At 71.2% G+C, this 20,998-nt stretch carries 20 protein-coding genes and 1 pseudogene; 7 read left to right on the forward strand and 14 right to left on the reverse strand.

The genetic code is table 11. The features are described from left to right. Window positions 1-15: 15 nt before the first annotated feature. Entirely contained in the window at window positions 16-192 is a 177-nt protein-coding gene (locus tag DMP23_RS45705; RefSeq protein ID WP_337824983.1) for a hypothetical protein, read from the forward strand. A 32-nt stretch (window positions 193-224) separates the two neighbouring features. Next, window positions 225-1,274 (forward strand): NAD-dependent epimerase/dehydratase family protein, encoded by a 1,050-nt coding sequence (locus DMP23_RS45710; protein ID WP_337824984.1) that lies wholly within the window; start codon window positions 225-227, stop codon window positions 1,272-1,274. 76 nt (window positions 1,275-1,350) lie between these two features. Here DMP23_RS45710 and DMP23_RS45715 read toward each other — a convergent pair whose 3' ends face one another. The 8 genes from DMP23_RS45715 to DMP23_RS45750 all read right to left on the reverse strand — a co-directional run bounded on the left by DMP23_RS45715 (window position 1,351) and on the right by DMP23_RS45750 (window position 9,538). Continuing rightward, window positions 1,351-1,890: a flavodoxin family protein gene (locus DMP23_RS45715; protein WP_240690575.1), complete on the reverse strand. Its 540-nt coding sequence runs from the start codon at window positions 1,888-1,890 to the stop codon at window positions 1,351-1,353. Then, entirely contained in the window at window positions 1,814-3,250 is a 1,437-nt protein-coding gene (locus tag DMP23_RS45720; RefSeq protein WP_337824985.1) for a UDP-glucose dehydrogenase family protein, read from the reverse strand. Before DMP23_RS45720 ends, DMP23_RS45715 begins: the two co-directional genes overlap by 77 nt. Beyond that, window positions 3,243-4,181, reverse strand: a complete 939-nt coding sequence (locus DMP23_RS45725) for a glycosyltransferase family 9 protein (RefSeq protein WP_337824986.1) — start codon at window positions 4,179-4,181, stop codon at window positions 3,243-3,245. Before DMP23_RS45725 ends, DMP23_RS45720 begins: the two co-directional genes overlap by 8 nt. After that, a complete protein-coding gene (locus DMP23_RS45730) occupies window positions 4,178-4,864 on the reverse strand; it encodes an SDR family oxidoreductase (RefSeq protein WP_336159555.1) in 687 nt (228 codons plus the stop codon). Before DMP23_RS45730 ends, DMP23_RS45725 begins: the two co-directional genes overlap by 4 nt. A gap of 17 nt (window positions 4,865-4,881) precedes the next feature. Beyond that, window positions 4,882-6,249, reverse strand: coding sequence for a D-glycero-beta-D-manno-heptose 1-phosphate adenylyltransferase (rfaE2, locus tag DMP23_RS45735; protein ID WP_337824987.1), 1,368 nt, complete (start codon window positions 6,247-6,249; stop codon window positions 4,882-4,884). Beyond that, on the reverse strand, window positions 6,246-6,806 hold the full coding sequence (locus tag DMP23_RS45740) for a D-sedoheptulose-7-phosphate isomerase (protein WP_134662331.1): 561 nt from the start codon (window positions 6,804-6,806) through the stop codon (window positions 6,246-6,248). The genes rfaE2 and DMP23_RS45740 overlap by 4 nt, the downstream gene beginning before the upstream one ends. 20 nt (window positions 6,807-6,826) lie before the next feature. Further along, a complete protein-coding gene (locus tag DMP23_RS45745; protein ID WP_337824988.1) occupies window positions 6,827-8,461 on the reverse strand; it encodes a carbamoyltransferase family protein in 1,635 nt (544 codons plus the stop codon). Window positions 8,462-8,593: 132 nt separating this feature from the next. Continuing rightward, a complete protein-coding gene (locus DMP23_RS45750) occupies window positions 8,594-9,538 on the reverse strand; it encodes an NAD-dependent epimerase/dehydratase family protein (protein ID WP_337824989.1) in 945 nt (314 codons plus the stop codon). A gap of 62 nt (window positions 9,539-9,600) precedes the next feature. On the opposite strand from DMP23_RS45750, the gene DMP23_RS45755 reads away from it, so the two are divergent. The 3 genes from DMP23_RS45755 to DMP23_RS45765 are packed head-to-tail and all read left to right on the forward strand — an operon-like array spanning window position 9,601 to window position 12,214. After that, entirely contained in the window at window positions 9,601-10,470 is an 870-nt protein-coding gene (locus DMP23_RS45755; RefSeq protein ID WP_134662334.1) for a polysaccharide pyruvyl transferase family protein, read from the forward strand. Continuing rightward, a complete protein-coding gene (locus tag DMP23_RS45760; protein ID WP_337824990.1) occupies window positions 10,467-11,321 on the forward strand; it encodes a glycosyltransferase family 2 protein in 855 nt (284 codons plus the stop codon). Before DMP23_RS45755 ends, DMP23_RS45760 begins: the two co-directional genes overlap by 4 nt. Window positions 11,322-11,323: 2 nt before the next feature. Next, a complete protein-coding gene (locus DMP23_RS45765; protein WP_337824991.1) occupies window positions 11,324-12,214 on the forward strand; it encodes a glycosyltransferase family 2 protein in 891 nt (296 codons plus the stop codon). A gap of 62 nt (window positions 12,215-12,276) precedes the next feature. On the opposite strand, the pseudogene DMP23_RS45770 reads toward DMP23_RS45765, so the two are convergent. From DMP23_RS45770 to DMP23_RS45785, 4 genes and pseudogenes are all read right to left on the reverse strand, one after another. After that, a pseudogene (locus tag DMP23_RS45770) lies at window positions 12,277-13,406 on the reverse strand (glycosyltransferase). Between the two features lie 80 nt (window positions 13,407-13,486). After that, window positions 13,487-14,419 (reverse strand): glycosyltransferase, encoded by a 933-nt coding sequence (locus tag DMP23_RS45775; RefSeq protein WP_337824992.1) that lies wholly within the window; start codon window positions 14,417-14,419, stop codon window positions 13,487-13,489. Between the two features lie 60 nt (window positions 14,420-14,479). Next, window positions 14,480-14,656 (reverse strand): hypothetical protein, encoded by a 177-nt coding sequence (locus DMP23_RS45780; RefSeq protein ID WP_337824993.1) that lies wholly within the window; start codon window positions 14,654-14,656, stop codon window positions 14,480-14,482. Between the two features lie 83 nt (window positions 14,657-14,739). Continuing rightward, complete coding sequence (locus DMP23_RS45785) at window positions 14,740-15,189, reverse strand: hypothetical protein (RefSeq protein ID WP_337824994.1); 450 nt, start codon at window positions 15,187-15,189, stop codon at window positions 14,740-14,742. A gap of 107 nt (window positions 15,190-15,296) precedes the next feature. On the opposite strand from DMP23_RS45785, the gene DMP23_RS45790 reads away from it, so the two are divergent. Then, the gene (locus DMP23_RS45790) at window positions 15,297-17,681 is read left to right on the forward strand and encodes a molybdopterin oxidoreductase family protein (protein ID WP_337824995.1); all 2,385 of its coding nucleotides are present in this window, start codon (window positions 15,297-15,299) and stop codon (window positions 17,679-17,681) included. A 4-nt stretch (window positions 17,682-17,685) separates the two neighbouring features. Here the strand turns inward: DMP23_RS45790 and DMP23_RS45795 are convergent, their stop codons facing one another. Then, window positions 17,686-19,716 (reverse strand): CocE/NonD family hydrolase, encoded by a 2,031-nt coding sequence (locus tag DMP23_RS45795; RefSeq protein WP_336159565.1) that lies wholly within the window; start codon window positions 19,714-19,716, stop codon window positions 17,686-17,688. Between the two features lie 72 nt (window positions 19,717-19,788). On the opposite strand from DMP23_RS45795, the gene DMP23_RS45800 reads away from it, so the two are divergent. After that, on the forward strand, window positions 19,789-20,679 hold the full coding sequence (locus DMP23_RS45800; RefSeq protein ID WP_336159566.1) for an alpha/beta hydrolase: 891 nt from the start codon (window positions 19,789-19,791) through the stop codon (window positions 20,677-20,679). 84 nt (window positions 20,680-20,763) lie between these two features. On the opposite strand, the gene DMP23_RS45805 is transcribed toward DMP23_RS45800, so the two are convergent. Further along, window positions 20,764-20,994, reverse strand: coding sequence for a DUF2188 domain-containing protein (locus tag DMP23_RS45805; RefSeq protein WP_336159567.1), 231 nt, complete (start codon window positions 20,992-20,994; stop codon window positions 20,764-20,766). Window positions 20,995-20,998 lie beyond the last annotated feature (4 nt).

The raw sequence follows: 20,998 nt of genomic DNA on the forward strand, positions 1-20,998 counted from the left end.
GACGCGCTCGCCGATTTGCTGCTCGAACTCGCCGCCGCGGTACGCAAGACCGATCTGGAACGCTGCCGGTCGCTGGTCTGCCAGGTCGAGGACCGCCTCGTCTCCTCAGACGACGGCGTGACGGCGACGCTCGGACTGGGCGCGATGGCACTGCCGGTCCGCCGGTTACTGCGGCAGCTCGACCAGCATTGATTGACCCCGCCCGCTGCGGGTACCCGGCCCCGATGAGCTCCCGACGGATCGCCGTGACCGGCGCGACCGGCAATATCGGCACCGCGACAGTGCGCGCGCTCGCGGCCGACCCGGACGTCGAGGCGATCACCGGCCTCGAACGACGTCCGGCGGGCGTTCCGCCGCCCAAGACGGAGTACGTCGGGGTCGACGTGGCGCACGACGAGCTGGCTCCCGTGCTGCGCGACGCCGACACAGTCGTCCACCTGGCATGGCTTTTCCAGCCGACCCATCGCCCGGACCTCACGTGGGAGACGAACGTCCGCGGCTCGCTCCGGCTGATCGAGGCCGCCGCGGCAGCCGGGGTGTCGACGCTGCTCGTGGCGTCCTCGGTCGGGGCCTACTCCCCCGCCGCCGACGACCGCCCGGTCAGCGAGGACTACCCGACGCACGGCTGGCCGGGCGCGGCCTATCCGCGCGAAAAGGCGTACGTGGAAAGGCTTCTGGACTCCTTCGAACGCGCACATCCGGAGATCCGGGTGGTCCGCGTCCGGCCCGGGTTCGTCTTCCAGCGCACCGCGTCGACCGAGCAGCGGCGGTTGTTCGCCGGGCCGTTCGTGCCCGGCAGCCTGCTCCGGCCCGGTCTGGTGCCGATCGTGCCGGACATCCCTGGGCTGCGGTTCCAGGTCGTGCACGCGGACGACCTCGCCGACGCCATCCGGCGCTGTGTGCTGCGGCCGGTGTCGGGTTCGTTCAACATCGCGACCGATCCGGTGGTCGACCCGCGGCTGCTGGCCCGGTTACTCCGCGCGCGGCGGGTGCCGGTCCCGGCTGGGCTGGTCAAGCCCGCGCTCGCGGCGGCTTGGCGGATGCATCTGGTGCCCGCGACGCCCGGTCTCTTCGACACGGTGCTCCGGCTGCCGGCGATGGACACGTCGCGAGCGCGGTCCGAACTGGAATGGCAGCCGGAGTGGTCGGCCGAGGAGACCGTAAGCGAGTTCCTGCACGGGTTACGCCGCGGGCAGGGCGGGGGTACTCCGCCGCTGGCTCCGGACGAGCATCGGGGGCACGAGATCGCAACGGGCGTCGGACAGCGGCCCTGAGTCGCAGGCGCCCGTACGTGAGGGGAGCCCTCACGGAATCTGATTCCGTCAGGGTTCCCCTCACGTACCTCCAGCGTCACGAAGCCGGATACTGCTGCTTCCCCAGCAGCTCAGCCAAATGCACCGCGTTCCGGACCAGTGTCGCGTTCGTCGAGGCGACCGCTTCCGGCGTCTCGTCCAGGTCCTGGTAGTCGCCGCCCTTCATCGCCTCCCCGTTCCAGTACGTGCCGCCCTGGGCCGGGATGGTGAAGCCGATGTCGTTGAGCGACTGGAAAAGATCCGCGGTGATCTTGTGCGCCCCGTCCTCGTTGCCGACCACCGCGACGACCCCGACCTTGCCGAACATCCCCGGCCTGCCCTCGTCGTCGGTCTCGGACTGTTCGGCGTTCAGCCGTTCCACCACGCGCTGCGCGATGCTGGACATGTGCCCGACCCAGGTCGGCGTCGAGATCAGCACGATGTCCGCGGCCGCGACCTTGCGCCGGATTTCCGGCCATTCGTCGCCGTCGCCCATGTCCGCCTCGATGCCGGGGCGCACGTCATGGTCGGCCACCCGGACCAGTTCGCCGGTCACTCCCCGCTCCGCGAACAGGTCGAGCAGCTGCCGGGCGATCAGGTCGCTGCTGGAGCGGTCCGGCGAGCGCTTGAGGGTGCAGCCTAGGGCGAGAACACGCATCAGGAACCTCCACTGGGGTGCCGACGCCGATCCGGGCGAACCCGGCCTCGGCGAGCACGTCGGGATCGAGCACATTGCGGGTGTCGACCACGACCGGCCGGTCGGCCGCTTCGGCGAGCCGGGGCCAGTCGAGGTCGCGGAACTCCGGCCATTCGGTGAGAACGGCCAGCGCGGCCGCGTCTTTCGCGACCAGATAGGGATCGTCCACGACGGTCCCTCCGTCCATTTCGGACTGGACAGCCGGGTCGTACGCGGTGACCTCGGCGCCTTGCCGGACCAGTTCGGCCGCGACCGCGACCGCCGGCGAATCGCGCACGTCGCCGGTGCCCGCCTTGAACGCCAGCCCCAGCACGCCGATCCGGACGCCGTCCAGCGAACCGTCCGGACGCCCGGTCGCCGCCGTCCGGATCGCGCGGACCATGCGCGTGCGCTGCCGGGTGTTCACCCGCACCGCGTCGCGAAGCAGCCCGAACTCGACGCCTGCCGAGTCCGCCGCCCGCAACAGCGCGCTGGCGTCCTTCGGCAGGCACGACCCGCCCCAGCCGGGTCCGGGGGCCAGGAAATGCGGGCCGATCCGCGGGTCGAGGCCCATCACCGCGGCGACGTCGCGGACGTCCGCGCCGCACTGTTCGCACAGTTCGGCCAGCGTGTTCGCGTACGACGCCTTCACCGCGAGGAATCCGTTGCTGGCGTACTTGGCCAGCTCGGCGCTCGCGCTGCTCGTCCGCACGACTCTGGCTTCGGTCGGCGCGTAAAGCCGCGCAACCCGTTCCGCGGCAGGCGAATCCGGCGGATCGGCGCCGACGACCACCCGGTCCGGGCACCGGAAGTCGTGCACGACATGGCCTTCGCGCAGGAACTCGGGATTGCTGACCACCGGAAGGTCAGCGCGGCCGAGATACTCCGGGACGAGCTGCGCGGTCCCGACCGGCACGGTCGATTTCGTCACCACGATCGTGCCCGGCGCGAGCACTCGCCCGAGGTCGCCGAGCGCGCTGCGGAGCGCACGCAAATCCGGGGTGCCGTCATCGCCGGGCGGGGTCGGCAGGCACAGGAACACCACCGTCGACCCAGCCACCGCGGTGAAATCTCCGGAGAAGGCGAGCGTGCCTTCCCTCAGTCCTTCGGCGACCAGCTCGGTCAGCCCCGGTTCGGCGAGGTCGACTTCTCCGGCCCGCAGCCGGGAAACCTTCGTCTGATCAATGTCCACAGCGGACACTCGATGCCCCATCGCGGCGAAGCAGGCCGCCGTCGTCAGCCCGACGTAGCCCGCTCCGAGGACGCCGATCCGCTCAGCCATGCGACACCCCTTGGCGCAGCACCGACTGAGCCGCCGCCAGCACGCGGTCCGTGCTCAGCAGCAGCAATCCGGCGTCCGGTTCGGTGCCGTGCGGGTCGCCGACGTCGCCCACCCACAGCACGACGTGCTGCGGCGCGTCCGGCGGCGGACCCCAGCACCGGGGCGGCGTCGGGCCGAAGAGCAGGACGGACGGCGTGCCGAAAGCGGTCGCGAGGTGGCCGACGCCGGTGTCCCCGCACACCACCAGCGCCGCTTCCGCCACGAGCGCGGCCAGCTCGGCCAGCCCGGCCGATCCGGCGAGCACCGCTTCCGGACCCAGTCCGGCTCGGGCGGCGACTTCCTCCGCCAGCTCGCGTTCGGCCGCCGCGCCGGTGAGCACCACGCGGTGCCCGGCCGCGGCCAGGTCGCGCGCCACCTCGGCGAACCTCTCCGGCGGCCAGCGCCGGGCGGGAAACGCCGCGCCCGGGTGCACGACGACCGCCCCCGGCGCGGGACTCGGCCCGGGCGGCGGGGAAATCCGCAGGTCCCGGCGGTCGGCCGGGCACTGGCCGTACTCGATCAGCCGGCACCAGCGGTCGACCTCGTGAATGCCCGGCGTCCAGTCCAGGCCCGGGATCTCCGGGACCGCCGGGTTCCGGTGGGTGAGCAGCGCGTCCGGCAGCACGGCCATCAGGTCGCGGATGCTCTCCGGGCCGTTGCCGTGCAGATTCACCGCCAGCCGCGGCGGCGGGCCCGGCCAGCGCAGGGCACCGAGGCCGGGCGTGGGGAGCAGTTCGTCCACGGCGTCGACCAGTGCGACCAGGTCGCGCAGCCATTCCGGCGCCGCCAGCACGAGGCGGTCTTCCGGGTACGCCTGGCGCAGCCCGCGCAGCGCCGGGACCGCGGTGAGCAGGTCGCCGATGCCGAGGGCGCGCAGAGCCAGCACGCTCATGGCCAGGAACCTTCCTCGGAAGCGCACACGACCAGCTCCCGCACCTCCGCGTCCGGCGGCTGGCCGAGGGCGAACACCACCGTCCCGGCGACGTGTTCCGGCCGGTTCAGCTTCGCGTCCGCGGGCGGCCGGTACTGCTCCGTCCGGTCGTCGAAGAAGCGGGTCCACATCCCGCCCGGCACGAGCAGCGTCACGCCGACCCGGCCCGCCAGCTCCGCGGCCAGCGCGCGGGTGAAACCGACGACGCCGAATTTCGAGGCGCAGTAAGCGGTCGCGTCGCTGACTGCCTTGATGCCGAGCGTCGAGGACACGGTGACGATCCGGCCGTGGGATTGCTCCAGGTACGGCAGCGCGGCCCGCACCACGGCGACCGTGCCGAGGAGGTTCACGTGCACGACCCGCTCCCAGTCCTTCGCCGGGACCTCGCCGAGCGGACCGCACGCGTCGATCCCCGCGGCGGTCACCACCCCGTCGAGTCCGCCCGCCCGTTCGGCCACCTCGCGCACGGCTTCCTCGGCCGCCGCGGAGTCCGCGAGATCGACCTGCACGTATTCCACCCCGTCGGCGGGCCGGGCGCGGTCGAGCACCCACGGGGTGCCGCCTTCCGCGCGGACCGCTTCGACCGTCGCGGCGCCGAGACCGGACGCGCCGCCGGTGATCAGGACATTGCCAAGAGAACGCATCAGACTCCCTCGAAGATTCACCGGCCGGCCGCGGCGGCGACCAGCCTCGTCGTCGAATAGCCGGGCAGGGTCGGCACCAGCACGACCTCGCCGCCGTACCGCTCGACCACCGCCCGTTCAGGCAGCTCCGCCTCGGCGTAATCGCCGCCCTTCACCCAGACGTCCGGCCGCAGCCGTTCCAGGATCGCCACCGGGGACGATTCGTCGAAGACCGCCACCGCGTCCACAACGGACAGTGCGGTCAGCAGCCGGGCCCGGTCCTGCGCGGACAGCAGCGGACGTCCCGGGCCTTTCAGCCGGCGCACGGAACTGTCCGAGTTCACGCACACCACGAGCGCGTCACCGAGAGCGCGCGCTTGGCGCAGCAGGCTGACGTGCCCGGGGTGCAGGAGATCGAAACAGCCGCCGGTCGCGACGAGCCGCCCGCCTGCCGCGCGGACTCGTTCCGCTACCGCAAAGGCATTTCCCGCCGAGAAATCCGGAGTGTCCTCAATGGACATCCGGCCTTCCTCGACAGACAGCGCGCTAGCCCCGCCCGCGGCGACAAACCGAGCTGCTGCCTCGACCGCGACGCGCACAGCCTCCGTAATCGAAGCACCGTCGAGCAGTCCGGCCGCCACAGCCGCAGCGAACCGGTCGCCCGCGCCGCAGGTATCCGTCGCGGTGCCACTGACCTTCGCACCGTCCGGCACCGAAATCCGCCGTACCGACCTGCCGTCGTCCACCAACGCGCCCCGCGAACCGATCGTCACCGCGACCGCGTCGGCGTTCCAGCGTTCCCGCAGCAGACCCGGCAACTCGAGCGCGTCCGGCACCACCGTGGTGGCCTCGCTGGCGTTCGGCGTGACCAAGCGTGTTCCCGGCACCGGCTCCGCGCCGCGCGGATGCGGGTCCCACACCACCGGAATTTCCGATGCCAGTTCGGTCAGCACCTCTCGCAGCCGCTGGTTCCGCGTGATGCCCCGGCCGTAGTCGGCCACCAGGATCGCCCCGGCACTGCGCAACGCGCGCTCCGCCCGATCCGGCAGAACGTCGGCGGACGCGGTTCCTTCGCCGGAATCCAAGCGCACCAACGATTGTCCCGCCGCGCGGATCCGGGTCTTCGACACGGTGCTGCCCTCCAGCGGGACCGGCACCAGCGTCACCTCCGGTTCGAGCAGACCGGCGAGCGTCCGGGCGGAACGATCGTCGCCGAGCGCGGTCACGAGGACCACCTCGGCAGCCGACCGGGCCGCCAGCAGCGCGGCGAGACCCGCTCCGCCGGCGCGCAGCCACCGGCTGGTCACGTCGACGACCGGGACCGGCGCGTCCGGGCACAGCCGCTCGGCGACGCCCTCGGCATCGACGTCGAGGAACACGTCGCCGACCACCACCAGCGGCTTCACGCGGGCACCCCGAGCGCGTCGTCCAGGGCTTCGCACAGCGCGTGCACCAGCGCCAGATGCAGTTCCTGCACGGTGGCCACGCTCGGCGCGTCGACCGCCACCGCGTCGTCGCACAGCGCGGCGAGCGGATTCGGAGCCGGTCCGGTGAACGCCCAGGTGGTCACGCCCAGCTCGTGCGCCGCCTTCGCCGCCGCGACGACGTTTTGGCTGCTGCCGCTGGTCGACAGGCAGACGAGCACGTCACCGGGCCGTCCGTGTGCGCGGACCTGGCGGGCGAACAGTTCGGCTTCGTCGTAGTCGTTGCCGATCGCGGTCAGCGCCGAAGTGTCGGCGTGCAGCGCGATCGCCGACAGCGGACGGCGCTCGCGTCGAAACCGGCCCACCAGCTCGCCGGTCAAGTGCTGGGCTTCGGCGGCGCTCCCGCCGTTGCCGCACGCGAGCAACCGCCCGCCGTTCTCGAAAACACTGGCCAGGTAAGCGCCCCACTCGGCAATGCGCGGGGTCGCGAAGCGCAATCGTTGCGCGGCCGAACACAAGTCGGCGAAGTGGTCTGCCATGACGGTGTCTCCTCGAAAAGTCAGCGGCTCCGGTGACGCCGGACCAGGAACGGTCCCAACGCCAGAACATCCACCGGAGCCGAACCGAAACACTCCAACGCGTCGCGCGGGGAATCGACCATCGGCCGCCCCGCGGTGTTCAGGCTCGTATTGACGACGACCGGAAGACCGGTCCGGTCCGCGAATCCGGAAAGCATTCGTGCGGTGCGCGGATCGTCGGCCGGGTCGACGGTCTGCACCCGGGCGGTACCGTCCACATGGGTCACCGCGGGCAGCCGTTCGCGCCACGCTTCGGCGACGTCGTGCACGAAAAGCATGTAGGGACTGGGGAACGGGCCGCGTGAGAAGATCTCCTCCGCGCGGTCGGCGAGCACCATCGGGGCGACCGGACGGAATTGCTCGCGGCCCTTCACGTCATTGAGCCGCTCCAGATTCCCGGCACGGCCGGGGTGCGCGAGCAGCGACCGGCGCCCGAGCGCACGCGGGCCGAATTCGGCGCGGCCTTGGAACCAGGCCACGATCTGGTCGTCCGCCAATGCCTCCGCCACCGCGTCCGAGACGTCGTCCGGACGTTCGTAATCCAGTTTCGCCTTCTGCAGAATGGCTTCCATCTCGTCGTCCGTCCATTCGCGACCGAGCGCGGCGCCGGACATCGGCTCGATCCGCTCCCCCGCGTCGGCCGCCAGCTGGAGTGCCGCGCCGAGCGCGGTTCCCGCGTCCCCGGCGGCGGGCTGGATCCAGATCGACTCGAAGGGGCTTTCCGCGTGCAGGCGGGTGTTGGCCACGCAATTGAGCGCGATGCCACCGGCCAGGGTCAACGTCCGCTGCCCGGTCCGGTCGTGCAGCCAGCGGGCGAGGTCGAGCAGCACTTCCTCCAGTACCTGCTGGACGCTGGACGCGAGATCCGCGTGCCGACGGGTCAGTTCGTCGCCAGGAGAACAGCGCGGCGCGAGGGCGGACCAGTCGATCAATTCCGTGCGGAATCCCCCGTCCCCGGTTACGTAAACGCGCTCGCGGAGATAGTCAAGATGGACCGGTCCGCCATAGGACGCCAGTGCCATCACTTTGTATTCGTCGCTCGACCGCGCGAATCCCAAGTGCTCGGTGAGGTCTTCGTAGAACAGACCGAGCGAATGCGGAAGCTTTTGCGCGGCAAGCTCTTTGAACCGTCCGTCGCGATACTCGCCAGCCAGATATGACGTACTTTCGCCGCGTCCGTCCGCGACCAAGACCGCCGAGTCGCCCGGCGGTCCGGCCAGTGCCGCCGAAGCGGCGTGCGCGACGTGGTGCCGGACGAACCGGACCTTCTTCTGGTCCAGTCCGGGCAGTTCGCTGGCGAGGAATTTCGGGGCGCGGCGGGCGAATTCGGTACGCAGTTCCTCGCCGCTGGCGTCGTGTCCGGCGAGACCGGATTCGACCAGGTCCGGGTCATACGAGAACCCGACCGCGTCGAGATCCGCCGCGGTGAGCCCGGCCCGCTCCAGGCACCACCGGGCAGCCTGCCCCGGCTGTTCCCACGCCGAGAACGGCACCGCCTGCTTGCCGTGCTTGCGCCGGCTGAACCGCTCCTCCTCGGCCGCCGCGACGATCCGGCCGTCGACGACGAGCGCGGCGGCGGGATCGTGGAACACCGCGTTGATTCCCAGGAAGCGCACCCGTTCACCCCTTCTCCGGCGGGGCGGACCCGGTGGCCCGCCGTCCCGGGAGCACTACCCGGCGAAGTCGGGGATAAACGAATCAGCCGGAAAAGCCCAGGACGTCGCTACTCCGCGAAGCGACGCACCCGGTTACGCGGCGGCGGCTTGCCTCCGGGAGAACCATTCGACGGTCCGCCGCAACCCTTCCCCCGCCCCGACTCGCGGTTCCCAGCCGAGCACCCGGCGCGCGAGCGAAATGTCCGGGCACCGCCGCCGCGGATCGTCCACCGCCGCGTCGACGTGCACGATCCGCGAAGACGAGCGGGTGATCGCAAGGACCCGCTCCGCGATCTCCCGCACCGAAAGCTCGTGCGGGTTGCCGATGTTCACCGGTCCGGAATGATCCGACCGGGCCAGCGCGAGCAGCCCGTCGACGGTGTCGTCCACAAAGCACAACGACCGCGTCTGCCGTCCGCTGCCTTCGACGGTCAGCGGTTCGCCCGCGAGCGCCTTGGTGATGAACGACGGAACCATCCGCCCGTCGTCCGCGCGCATGCCGGGGCCGTAGGTGTTGAAGATGCGCGCGATCCCGGTGTTCGCATCGGCAGTGCGCCGCATCGCGCTGGTCAGCGCTTCGGCGTAACGCTTGGCTTCGTCGTACACGCTGCGTGGCCCGATCGGATTCACGTTGCCCCAATAGGTTTCGCGCTGCGGATGCTCCAGCGGATCGCCGTACACCTCGCTGGTCGACGCGAGAACGAACCGCGCCCCGCGCGCCGCGGCGAGGGCGTTCTCGGTACCTGCCGAACCCGCGCGCAACGTCTCGAGCGGCAGTCGCAGGTAGTCCCGGGGCGACGCCGGGGAGGCCAGGTGGAACACGACGTCGACGGCCCCGGGAACCGGGATCGGCCTGGTCACGTCGTGCTCCAGCAGCCGGAACCGCGGATGTCGGGCGACCGCGTCGAGCGCGCCGGGACGGGCTGTGGCGAGATTGTCCACCGCGGTCACTCTCGCGCCTTCTTCGAGCAGTTTCGCGCACAGCCGCGCGCCTACGAATCCGGCTCCGCCGGTGACTACCGCGTGGGAGAAAGCCATGCCGCGCCGGATACCCGCGCAGCGCCGCGTTAACCCCGGCGACTCACGGGTAACCGCCGGGCATGCGAGTACTCCTGACCGGCTGGGCGAGTTTCCGGCACGGTGAAGCCACCGCGGGAGACGTGCTGAGCTTACGGGCGGTGAGCGACGTCCTGACCCGAGCAGGGGTCGACCACCTGACCGTGTGGAGCCCCGCGTTCCGCCCCGAGGGCCCGCACCTGGCCGACGCCGCGCCGGACGCGTTCACCCACGTCGTCTTCGCCTGCGGCCCGTTGCGCGGCACGCAACTCCAGGACCTCCACCGCCGTTACCCGCGGTGCCGTCGGCTGGCGATCGGCGTGTCCGTGCCCGATCCGGCGGACCCCGCGGTCGCCGGGTTCGACGTGGTCCTCGCCCGCGACGACGGCGACGCCTGCGCCGCCGACCTCTCGCTGGCCGCCCGGCTCGACTCGCCGCCGGTGGTCGGCGTGGTGCTCGCACCGGACCAGCCCGAATACGGCGCGGACCGGCGGCACGACGCGGTGCACGCGATCCTCGCCGAATGGCTGCGCGACCTCGACTGCGGCCGCGTCCCGCTCGACACCCGCCTCGCCACCGACGACTGGCGGCACTGCGCGACGCCAGACCAGTTCGTGAGCACAGTGTCCCGATTGGACGTCCTCGTCAGCACCCGGCTGCACGGCCTCGCCCTCGGTTTGAAGGCCGGTGTCCCGGTGCTCGCCGTCGATCCCGTCGCGCACGGCGGCAAGGTGACTGCCCAAGCACACGCGCTGCGTTGGCCCGCTGTCCTGCCCGCGGACGCCACCCGCGCCGACCTCGACGAGTGGTTCGAGTGGTGCTGCTCCGCCGAAGCACGCGCCCGCGCCGCCGCGGAACACCCGTTCCCAGGACCGCTGGCCGAACTCGTCGGCGAGCTCAAGGAAATACCGTGAGCCGGACGACCGTCGTCGTGGCCACCCGCAACCGCGCCGACGAGCTGGCGCGCACCCTCGCCCAACTGTCCACATTGGACCCACCGCCGCCGGTGATCGTCTTGGACAACGGGTCGGCGGATCACACGGCTGACGTCGCCGCTTCCTTCGAGCAGGTGCGGGTGATCCGAAGCCCGCACAATCACGGTGCCGCGGCACGCAACCAGGGCGTCATCGCCGCCCGGACGCCGTATGTCGCCTTCAGCGACGACGACTCCTGGTGGGCTCCCGACGCACTCCCCCGCGCCGAAAAGCTCTTCGCCGCCCATCCCCGGCTCGGCCTCCTCACCGGACGCACCTTGGTCGGCCCGGAAGAACGCGAGGACCCCATCACCCCGGCCCTCGCGCACAGCCCGCTAGGGACTCCGCCGGACGCACCCGGCCCGCTCGTGCTCGGGTTCCTGGCCTGCTCCGCGATCGTCCGGCGGTCTGCTTTTCTGCAAGTCGGCGGGTTCAGCCCGATGCTGCATTTCGGCGCGGAGGAACAGCTGCTGTCCTATGACCTCGCCGCGGCCGGTTGGCAGCTCTGCTACGCGGAAGACGTGGTGGCGCACCACCATCCGTCGCCAGCACGCCCGTCCCCGGGCTGGCGGCAGCGTGCCGAGGCCCGAAACCAACTGCTCATCGGCTGGCAACGACGACCGGCCCACGTCTGCGCAACCCAACTCCGGCGGTTGCTCACCCGCGCGCGGCGAGAACCGGCTCTGCTCGCCGCACTCGCCGCCGCGGCGGTCCGGCTCCCGCCCGCGCTGGCCCGCCGCCGCGTGCTGCCCGCCGCCATCGAACGCCAAGCCCGGCTGACGGAAGGATGACCATGGACCGCACGTCCGTCGTGGTGATCACGCACAACCGCCGCGCACAACTGCGCGAAACCCTCCAGCACCTGGTCACCCTGCCGGAGCGGCCACCGATCCTCGTGGTGGACAACGCGTCGACCGACGGCACCGCCGACCTCGTCGCCCGCGACTTCCCCGAACTGCGGCTGATCAAGCTCGACCGGAATCTCGGCGCGGTCGGCCGCAACATCGCCGTCCGCGAGGTGACGACGCCGTACGTGGCGTTCTGCGACGACGACACCACCTGGCAGCCCGGCTCGCTCGCCCGCGCCGCCGAAGTCCTGGACGCGCATCCCGGGCTCGGTTCGGTGACCGGGCGCTGCCTGGTCGAACCGGACCTGCGGGAGGACCCGATCACGCCGGAACTGCGGTTTTCGCCGGTGCCCGGCCCGGAGTGGCTGCCCGGTCCGGCGCTGCTCGGGGTGATGGCCGGGCTGACGATGTTCCGGGTGCGGGCCTTCCGCGACGTCGGCGGCTTCTCGCCGCGGATGTGGCTCGGCGGCGAGGAGGAACTGCTCGCGCTCGACCTCGCCGCGCTCGGCTGGCGGATGTGCTGGCGGGAGGACGTCGTGATCCACCACGCCCCGTCGAAGCTGCGCGATCCGCGCCGGCGGCGAGGGCTGGGGATCCGGAACACCTTGTGGACGTTGATGTTGCGCCGCCCGTGGCGTTCGGTGTTCCGCCGGGGAGCCGCGGTGCTGGCTTCCGCGCCCCGGGACCGGACGACGGTCGCCGCGGTGGCGGAGTGCCTGCGCGGCCTCCCCTGGGTGCTCCGCGAGCGCGCCGTGGTCCCGGCCGAAGTCGAGCACGGCTTGCGATTGCTGGAAGCGCCACAACGCAACTCAGCCGCGCGCCGATACACCGGTTAACTGTCCGTGAAGGACTCCTTGAGGGAATCAGGTTCCCTCAAGGAGTCCTTCACGGACAGTGGTCAACGCACGGCGGCCCAGTCGGACTCGCTGACTGGCATGGCTTTTTCGTACGCACGCACGGTTTCCGCGGCGATCCGGTCCCACGAATACCGCGCCCGGACCCGCTCCTGTCCCGCGGTGCCCAGCGCCTCCAGCTCAGCGGGCTCGTCCAGCAATGCCCGCAACCGAGCCGCCAGCCGGGCCGGGTCGCGCGGCGGCACCAAGCGTCCGGTGATCCCGTCCACCACCGTGTCCGTCAGACCGCCGACCGCGGCGGCCACCACCGGCACCCCGCACGCCATCGCTTCCAGCGGGACGATCCCGAACGGCTCGTACCAAGGCGTGCACAGCACCGCGTCCGCCGAACGCAGCAGGGCTGGCATCTCAGCGCGGCTCACCTGACCTGCCAGCTGCACCCGGTCAGCCACCCCGAGCCGCTCCGCCAGCCGCCGCAGCCGCCGTGCCTCCGGGTCGCGGGCAAGCGCCCCGGACGCCGGCCCGCCCGCGATCACCAGCTCGGTCTCCGGCACCCGCGGCAACGCGGCGATCGCCAGGTCGAACCCCTTGCGCGGCACCAGCCTCCCGACCGAGACCAGCCGCTTCGGCGCGGTCCGCGGCACCACCGGCCCGCCGACCCCGAACCGGTCCAGGTCGACCCCGCACGGCACCACCGAAATCCGCTGCCGCGGCACCCCTTGCCGAGCCAGTTCGAACACCTCGTCCGAGCAGGTCGCGACGATCCGGTCGACCTGTTTGCCGACCATCCGCTCCAGCCGCATCCGGTCCGGCGGGCTCGTGTCGGCGTCCCCTGGTGCCGCCGCTTCACCACGCCCAGCGCGTGAAACGTCTGCACCGTCGGCACCTTGGCCTCGCGCGCGGCGAGCACCGTGGCCACGCCGGACATCCAGAAGTGCGCGTGCGCCACGTCCGGCGGCTCCTCCGTCCACCGGTCGCGCAGCCAACTGCCGAATTCCCCCATGTACGGCAAAAGTTCGTCTTTCGGCAGGCGGCGCGCGGGACCGGCCGAAACGTGCACCACGCGGTAACCGGCCGGGGTCTCCACCGCGGCGGGCGCGTCCGGGTCGTCGCGTCGCGTGTAGACCGTCACCTCGTGGCCGCCGCGCACGAGCGCCGCGGAAAGGCCGGCCACGTGGACGTTCTGCCCGCCCGCGTCCGCCTCCCCCAGCGCGGCGAGCGGACTGGCGTGTTCGGACACCATCGAGATCCTCATCAGACTCCTTCCGCAGCGGGGGCGGTTTCGGTGAGCAGGCGGTCCCAGCGCTCCAGGAACGCGTCGAGACCGAAGTGCGCCAGCGCGTGCTCGCGGGCCGCTTTCCCGGCCAGCACGGCAAAATCGGGTTCGTGCACGAGTTCGCGGAACCTCCGCGCGAGCACCTCGATGTCGGCGGAGCACACCCCGGCGTCCGGGGGCACGGCCGCAGGGGCTTCGGTGGAGGCGACCGCGACGATCGGCATGCCCAGGTGCATCGCTTCCAGCAGCGACAGGCCGAGCGAGGTCCAGCGCGCGGTGTGCAGATACACGCGGTGCCGGGCGAGCTCGTCGTGCAGCCTCGGCGGACGCACGTCGCCCTGTCCGCCGGGCAGCCCGTCGGTGCCCATGCCGAACACGTTCACCGGCGCGATTTCGCGGAACGCGGGCAGCAGATCGGCCCCGGTCACCCGGGCGCGGCGGCGCGGTTCGTTGATCATCGCCGCGCCCGCGGGCAGCTCGCCGGTGTAGCGCTCGCCCGGGTCCGGAATGCCGTGCGGGATGACGACCACCGGCGCGATCCCGTTGTCCCACATGAGCGCGTTGTACGAGGTGACATGCACGATCGGCACCTCGTCCTGACCCGCCATCGGATGCCGGGACACCGCCGCGCCGTGCCGCGGCGCGTTGTGCTCGACGTACACCATCGGCACCCGCGAGCCCAGCTGCGGCCGGACGAACGCGGCTTCCTCCGGCCGCTGGAGCACGACCACGTCCGGCCGGGCGTCCGCGAGCCGGTCGACCGGGACCTCGGTCACCCCCGGCCAGTCCCGCCCCGCCAGACCCAGCCCCCACGGCGCGCCCTCGGGGCTCGCGGGGACGAAGTACTCGTGCCGCCCGCGGACGAACGCATCGGTCCACGACCCGTGGACGTGCCAGAGCAAGATCCTCATGCGCCCTGGCTTATCCGCGCGGATTCGACGTTAAACGAGGGGATGCGCGGGGTACCCCGGTCAGCTCTCGCCGCGGAAATTGTCGCCCAGCTGGGGATGGCCGCGCTTCGAGCGGCCCTCCTCGTCCTCCAGCGGGCTCTCCGGCTCCGGCCGCCGGGGCACCTGCTCCTCGTCGACCTGGGTGCGGCGCGGGTTCGCCGCCTCTTGTTCCTGTTCCCGGTGACGTTCGTCAGTCATGCCGCCTCCAGCACTGTCTTGCACCAGCCGTCCGTGGTTTGCTGCGCGAGGCCTGGCTCGGCGCGTCGCCGGGCACCCACAGGTCACCAGTCCGGGCGGCGCACCGCGGGGAGCCGGTCCAGCGTCGCCGTCACCGCCGCGGCCACCCGCGGTTCGGTCAGCGGAGCGCCGGCCGGGCCGTGTGGGAGCACTTCGACCTCGACCCCGGCCTCGCGGGCCGAGGCGACGTGCGTGCCGTGCGCGGCGAACCAGTCGCGGGACTCGCGGCCGTCGCCCTCCGGGTCCGGCCCGACGAGCAGGACCGACCGCACCGCCTCCGGGTACCGTTCCGCCAGCCGCAACGCGACCGGCACTAGCTGGCCGCCCGCCAGCACATCGGCCAGCGGTTTGGCGCAAGCGGCCTCTCTGAGCAGCACGGAAGCCCGGCCGGGAGGACAGGGCACGATCCGGTGGTCCGGTGCCGCCTGCCCCCAGCCGGGCGGGACCTCGGCCTTCGCGGCTTCGTCCAGGACTACGAGCATCCGTTCAGTCATCAGCGCCTCCTCCCGGTCGCGTACCCGACGGGACGCGCGCGAAACCCGGGGGTTTGGCCGCCGCCTTCCGGGGTACCCGCGCGGGTCGGGCGAGAGAGGGAGACAGGGTGCGGGACGGAATCGCCGAACCATGGGGCATGCGCACGCCGTACGGTCCGGGCGAGGACTGGCCGGTGCGGGTCGACTGCCACCTCGCCGACGGGCTTGAGCCGGGCGACGTCGACCGCTGGGTCCGCACCGCCGCGGTCCTGCATTCCAACGGCGACGGTCTCGACATCGCGGTGAAGGACGGCCGGATCGCCGGCGTCCGCGGCCGGGCCGACGATCGCGTCAACCACGGCCGGCTCGACCCCAAGGACCTCTTCGGCTGGCAGGCCAACAACGCGCCGGACCGGCTGCGCACCCCGCTGGTGCGCGACAACGGGGTGCTCCGCGAGTCCACGTGGGACGAAGCGATGGACCGGATCGTCCAGCGCAGCCGTGCACTGCTCGACACCGAAGGCCCCACCTCGCTCGGCTTCTACACCAGCGGACAGCTTTTCGCCGAGGAGTACTACACGCTGGCCGCGATCGCCCGCGGCGCACTCGGCACGAACCACCTCGACGGCAACACCCGGTTGTGCACCGCGACCGCGGGCGAATCGCTGAAGGAAAGCTTCGGCTGCGACGGCCAGCCGTCCTCCTACACCGACATCGACCACGCCGACGTCATCGCCCTGTTCGGACACAACGTCGCCGCGACGCAACCGGTGCTGTGGTCCCGCATCCTCGACCGGCTCGCCGGCCCGCAACCGCCGCGCCTGCTGTGCGTCGATCCGCGGCAGACTCCGGTCGCAGAAGCCGCCGAACTGCATCTGGCTCCGCTGCCCGGAACGAATGTCGCGCTGATGAACGGAATCCTGCACGAGGTCATCCTGCACGGCTGGTGCGACGAGGCGTGGATCAACGAGCACACCGTGGGTTACGACGATCTCCTCAAGGTCGTCCGCGACTATCCGCCCGAGCGCGCCGCGTCGATCTGCGGGGTGCCGGCCGATGAAATCCGTTCCGCGGCGAGACTGGTCGGGACGACTGACCGGTTGCTGTGCACTGTGCTGCAAGGGTTTTACCAATCGAACCAGGCGACCGCTGCCGCGGTGCAGGTGAACAACCTGGTGCTGCTGCGCGGAATGCTGGGCAAACCAGGCTGCGGCGTTTTGCAGATGAACGGCCAGCCGAGCGCGGAGAACACCCGCGAATGCGGTGCCAACGGCGATCTCACCGGGTTCCGGAACTGGAACAACGACGCGCACGTCGCTCAGCTGGCCGAACTGTGGAATGTGCCGATGGAGCAGATCCCGCACGACGGCCCGCCGACCCACCTGATGAAGATGCTCGACCTCGCCGAGAGCGGCGACCTGCGGTTCTGGTGGATCTCCGCGACCAACCCCGCGGTGTCGCTGCCCGAACTCGCGCGGGTCCGGAAGATCCTCGGCCAGGACAGCCTTTTCCTCGTCGTGCAGGACGCGTTCCGCACGGAAACCACGGAATTCGCCGACGTGGTGCTGCCCGCGGCGATGTGGGGCGAGAAAACCGGGACTTTCACGAACGCCGACCGCACCGTGCATCTGTCCGAGAAAGCGGTCGACCCGCCCGGGCAAGCGCGCCCAGATCTCGACATCTTCCTCGACTACGCCCGCCAGATGAACCTGCGCGACCGCGACGGCGCGGCCTTCCCGCCTTGGCACGACTCGGAATCTGCCTACGCGGCTTGGCAAAAGGCGTCCGCCGGACGACCCTGTGACTACAGTGGACTGTCCTATGAGAAGCTCCGCGTGGTCAGCGGCGTCCAGTGGCCGGTCGACGAAGCCCATCCGGACGGCACCGAACGCCTTTACGCCGACGGCAAATTCTTCGCCGATCCCGACTACTGCGAGGAATACGGAAAAGACCTGCACACTGGCGAACCAGTCAGCCCGGAGGAATACCGCGAGTACAACCCGGACGGCAAAGCCATGCTCAAACCCGCCGAGTACCTGGTACCGGAGGAACCGCCGAGCACCGACTACCCGTTCGCGCTGATCACCGGGCGGACGCTGTACCACTTCCACACGCGCACGAAGACCGGCCGCGCACCGCAGCTGGAAACCGCCGCCCCGGAAGTCTGGGCCGAACTGTCCCGCCAGGACGCCGAACGCGCCGGAATCACCGAGGGCGACCTGCTCGAGATCCGCACCCCGCGCGGCCGCGTCCGCGCCAAGGCGCGCCCGTGCGGGATCCGCGACGGAGTGCTGTTCCTGCCCTTCCATTACGGCTACTGGGACACCGCCGACCCGACCGGCGCGGACGGCGTCCGTGCGGCCAACGAACTGACCATCACGGCCTGGGATCCGGTGTCGAAGCAGCCGCTGTTCAAGACAGCCGCCGCGGCGCTGCGCAAGATCTCCGACGGGACCCCGAGGGAAACCATCGCGCTCGGCGACCGGGCGGTGTCCGAACAGCTCGTCGACTAGCCGCTCACAGCAGATCCCGCGGCACCCGGCGATGCCAATTCCGCGACACCAACCGCCGATCCCCCTCGTACCCGTCCAGCTGCGCGTCGATCACGAACTCCTCCGGCGTGCAACTCACCCGCGTATACGTCTCCGTCCGCACCAGCCACTCCCCCCGCTCGAACGTCACCGTCCACGACGTCTCCGCCACCGGAGAACAGAAATCATCCGCCACCCACGAGTAACACTCGTGCACATCACGAGTGATCTCCAGATCGATGTCGTCGTACCGGATCGTGCCGGAGTTCTTCACCACGTCCAGCGCCGAGTGGTAGTCGACCAGGTCCCGCGACACCGTCCACTTCTGCTCCGGACGGCTCACCTGCGTGGTCGGCAGCGGCGGCGTCCCTTCCGGCTCGCCGAACTCGTCCGGGGCGACCTCGTCCGGTTCGCCGGTCGGCCGCACCGGCAGGGTCAGCGCGCTCGCCCCGGTCCGCACGGCGAGCGTCACCGGTTTCGGCGGCGGCCACGCGAGCGGCCAGTACGAAGTGGACAGTGCGAGCCGGATCCGGTGCCCGGCCGGAAACGCTTGCGCCACCCCGTTCAACTCAAAGTCCACTGTGTACTCTTCGCCCAGCGCAAGCGGTTCCGGTTCCTCATGGCCGTCCCGGTGCGTGAGGTTCAGCAGGCCGTAGGTCACCCGCGTCGCCCGGCCGTCCGGGGCGACGTCCGACAGCCGCGCGGCCACCATCGCCACCGGCTGGTCCGCCGAGACCCGCAGCCGCACCCGAGGCGCACCAAGAATTTCGCACCGCTCGGCGAGCACGTCCGTGTCGAACACGAGCGAACCGCCGTCCTCCTCGCGCTGGTCGTACGGCAGGTCCGGCGGCGCGCTGTACGACGCCCATTTCCCGGCGAACTGCCCCACCGACAAGGGCGACGCGACACTCAGCGGCTCCTCGGCCACCGGCTCGCCGGGCCGGGCGAGCCGGTGCGGCGCGAGGGCGTACTCCGTCGGCCGGACGTGCGGCGAAGGCCATTCCGCCTCCCCGACCCAGCGTCCGGGACGGTCCTCATAGGACGTCGACGGCGGCACGCTCTCCTGCATCCACGTGCGCAGGACCGGGCCGTCCATGACCCCGTTGTCGACGTCCTTGAGCCAGTGATCCCACCAGCGCACGACTTCCTGCAGGTAGCCGATCGCGGGGCCGGGCTCGCCGAGGTGCGGGTACTTGTGCGACCACGGCCCGATCAGCCCGCGGCACGGCACGTCGAGATGCGACAGCAGCCGGGTGACCGCGTTGGAGTAGCCGTCGGCCCAGCCGCTGGACGCGAGCACCGGGCACTGCACCCCGGAGTAGTCCTCGGAAACCGAAGCGTGCCGCCAGTAGCTGTCGCGGCGCTGATGCCGCAGCCACTGTTCGGCCCACAGGCTGCAGTTTTCCAGCCGTTCCCGCCACATGTCGCGCCAGCGGTCCCCCACCAGCGCCGGGTCGGGCGGCATCGTCGCCTCGCCGAACATTGTCCCGGACTCGGCGATGTTGTCCGACAGCAGGCAGCCGCCCATGTAGTGCATGTCGTCGGCGAACCGGTCGTCGGTGAACGAGGAGACGACGATCGCGCCGAGGCTCGGCGGTTTCCGCGCCGCGACCTGCAGCGCGGCGAACCCGCCCCAGGAAATGCCCATCATGCCGGTGCGCCCGTCGCACCACGGCCGGTCGGCGAGCCAGGCGAGCACGTCCTCGGCGTCCTGTTGTTCCTGTTCCAGGTATTCGTCCGCGAGCACGCCCTCCGATTCCCCGGAGCCGCGCAGGTCGACGCGCACGCAGGCGTAGCCGTGCCCGGCCAGGTAGGGGTGGTGGATCGAGTCGCGGACGGAGGTCAGGTCTCGCTTGCGGTACGGAATGTACTCGACGATCCCCGGCACAGGCAGCGATTCCGATCCGGCGGGCCGCCAGATCCGCGCCGCCAGCCGGGTGCCGTCCGAAACCGGGATCCGGACGTCCTCGTCCTCCATGATCTCGTACGGCAGCGAGGGAAGAGCGCGCGTGATCATGCCTGCCGGGTACCCGGCCCCGCGCGCCCGAAACGGAGTTGCCCGCGGCAGGAAAACGGGTACCCGGTGCACATGATCAGCATGAAAGCCCAGCTGTATCAGGCGCATCTGCGCGCGACGCGGCAGAAAGCCTTTTACGACAACGCTCGCGTGCTGCACCAGCGCCTGCACCGCCACCAGCGGCCGTCGCAAGCCCGGCCGCCGAGGAAGCTGCGCAAGCACTACGACCTCGAACACCGCGAGGTGCACGGCTTCGCGTGCTGGACCGTGCGGCCGCGCGCGAAGGCCGGGCTGCATGTCTTCCACCTGCACGGCGGCGGTTACGTCGAGGAAATCGAATCACACCACTGGGAATTCGCCGCCGACCTGGTGCGCCGGCTCGGCTGCACGGTCACGCTGCCGATCTACCCGCTCGTCCCGCGGCACAGCAACGCCGAGACGATTCCCATGGTGCAGGCCGCGTTCGAGCAGACGCTCGGTGCGGAGCCGGCGGAAAACACCGTCCTGTCCGGCGATTCCGCCGGCGCCGCGCTCGCACTGGCGGTCGCGCAGCGGCTCCGGGAGGAGGGCCGCCCGCAGCCGAAACAGACGATCCTGATCTCGCCGTGGCTCGACGTGACCCTGGAAGACCCGATTTCGGTCGTACTGGACGAACACGACCCGATGCTCGGCATCACCGGCCTGCGCGAGGCGGGCAAGATGTACGCCGAAGGCACCGACCCGCACGATCCGCGAATCAGCCCGCTGTACGCGGATCTGTCTGGACTCGGCCCGTTCAGCCTGTTCATCGGCACCCGCGACGTCCTCCTCCCGGACGCCCGCCGCTTCGCTTCCCGCGCCCGCGATGCCGGGATCGACGTCGACTACGCCGAGTACCCCGGCATGTTCCACAACTGGCTCATGCAGCAGATCCCCGAAGGGCGCCAGGCGCGCAACCACATCGAGCGCATCCTCCGCCGCTAGGGTCATTCCGCCGCAGCACCGGCCCGCGCGGACCTCACCGGACTCGACCTGTTCAGCCGGCCCACCGGCACCCCACCGCGAGCCTCACTCCGGCGGCAGCGGCACGCCGCGACGACTAGTCCGGTAGTCGTCGCGGCTTGCCACCGTCCCGTCCTCCGCCCGGACAATGTGGACAGACCGCCGAGCCTTCGCCATATGCCGCCCCGTCTTCACCGCTTCCGCGCGGGACTTCGACGTGTTCGCCGCCCGCACGTGCCCCACCACGCGGTTCTTCCACAGCGAGTTCTCGTACAGCGTCTCGACGTCCCCGTCCACCCGC

The sequence above is a fragment of the Amycolatopsis sp. A1MSW2902 genome, assembly GCF_017312175.1.
Taxonomy (GTDB): domain Bacteria; phylum Actinomycetota; class Actinomycetes; order Mycobacteriales; family Pseudonocardiaceae; genus Amycolatopsis; species Amycolatopsis nivea.

What these genes read in the sequence shown, in the direction of transcription:
- DMP23_RS45710 (WP_337824984.1), top strand. Translation starts at nt 225, where the DNA reads ATGAGCTCCCGACGGATCGCCGTGACCGGCGCGACCGGCAATATCGGC.
- DMP23_RS45720 (WP_337824985.1), bottom strand. Translation starts at nt 3,250, where the DNA reads ATGGCTGAGCGGATCGGCGTCCTCGGAGCGGGCTACGTCGGGCTGACG.
- DMP23_RS45725 (WP_337824986.1), bottom strand. Translation starts at nt 4,181, where the DNA reads ATGAGCGTGCTGGCTCTGCGCGCCCTCGGCATCGGCGACCTGCTCACC.
- DMP23_RS45730 (WP_336159555.1), bottom strand. Translation starts at nt 4,864, where the DNA reads ATGCGTTCTCTTGGCAATGTCCTGATCACCGGCGGCGCGTCCGGTCTC.
- DMP23_RS45740 (WP_134662331.1), bottom strand. Translation starts at nt 6,806, where the DNA reads ATGGCAGACCACTTCGCCGACTTGTGTTCGGCCGCGCAACGATTGCGC.
- DMP23_RS45750 (WP_337824989.1), bottom strand. Translation starts at nt 9,538, where the DNA reads ATGGCTTTCTCCCACGCGGTAGTCACCGGCGGAGCCGGATTCGTAGGC.
- DMP23_RS45755 (WP_134662334.1), top strand. Translation starts at nt 9,601, where the DNA reads ATGCGAGTACTCCTGACCGGCTGGGCGAGTTTCCGGCACGGTGAAGCC.
- DMP23_RS45765 (WP_337824991.1), top strand. Translation starts at nt 11,324, where the DNA reads ATGGACCGCACGTCCGTCGTGGTGATCACGCACAACCGCCGCGCACAA.
- DMP23_RS45775 (WP_337824992.1), bottom strand. Translation starts at nt 14,419, where the DNA reads ATGAGGATCTTGCTCTGGCACGTCCACGGGTCGTGGACCGATGCGTTC.
- DMP23_RS45780 (WP_337824993.1), bottom strand. Translation starts at nt 14,656, where the DNA reads ATGACTGACGAACGTCACCGGGAACAGGAACAAGAGGCGGCGAACCCG.
- DMP23_RS45785 (WP_337824994.1), bottom strand. Translation starts at nt 15,189, where the DNA reads ATGACTGAACGGATGCTCGTAGTCCTGGACGAAGCCGCGAAGGCCGAG.
- DMP23_RS45795 (WP_336159565.1), bottom strand. Translation starts at nt 19,716, where the DNA reads ATGATCACGCGCGCTCTTCCCTCGCTGCCGTACGAGATCATGGAGGAC.
- DMP23_RS45800 (WP_336159566.1), top strand. Translation starts at nt 19,789, where the DNA reads ATGATCAGCATGAAAGCCCAGCTGTATCAGGCGCATCTGCGCGCGACG.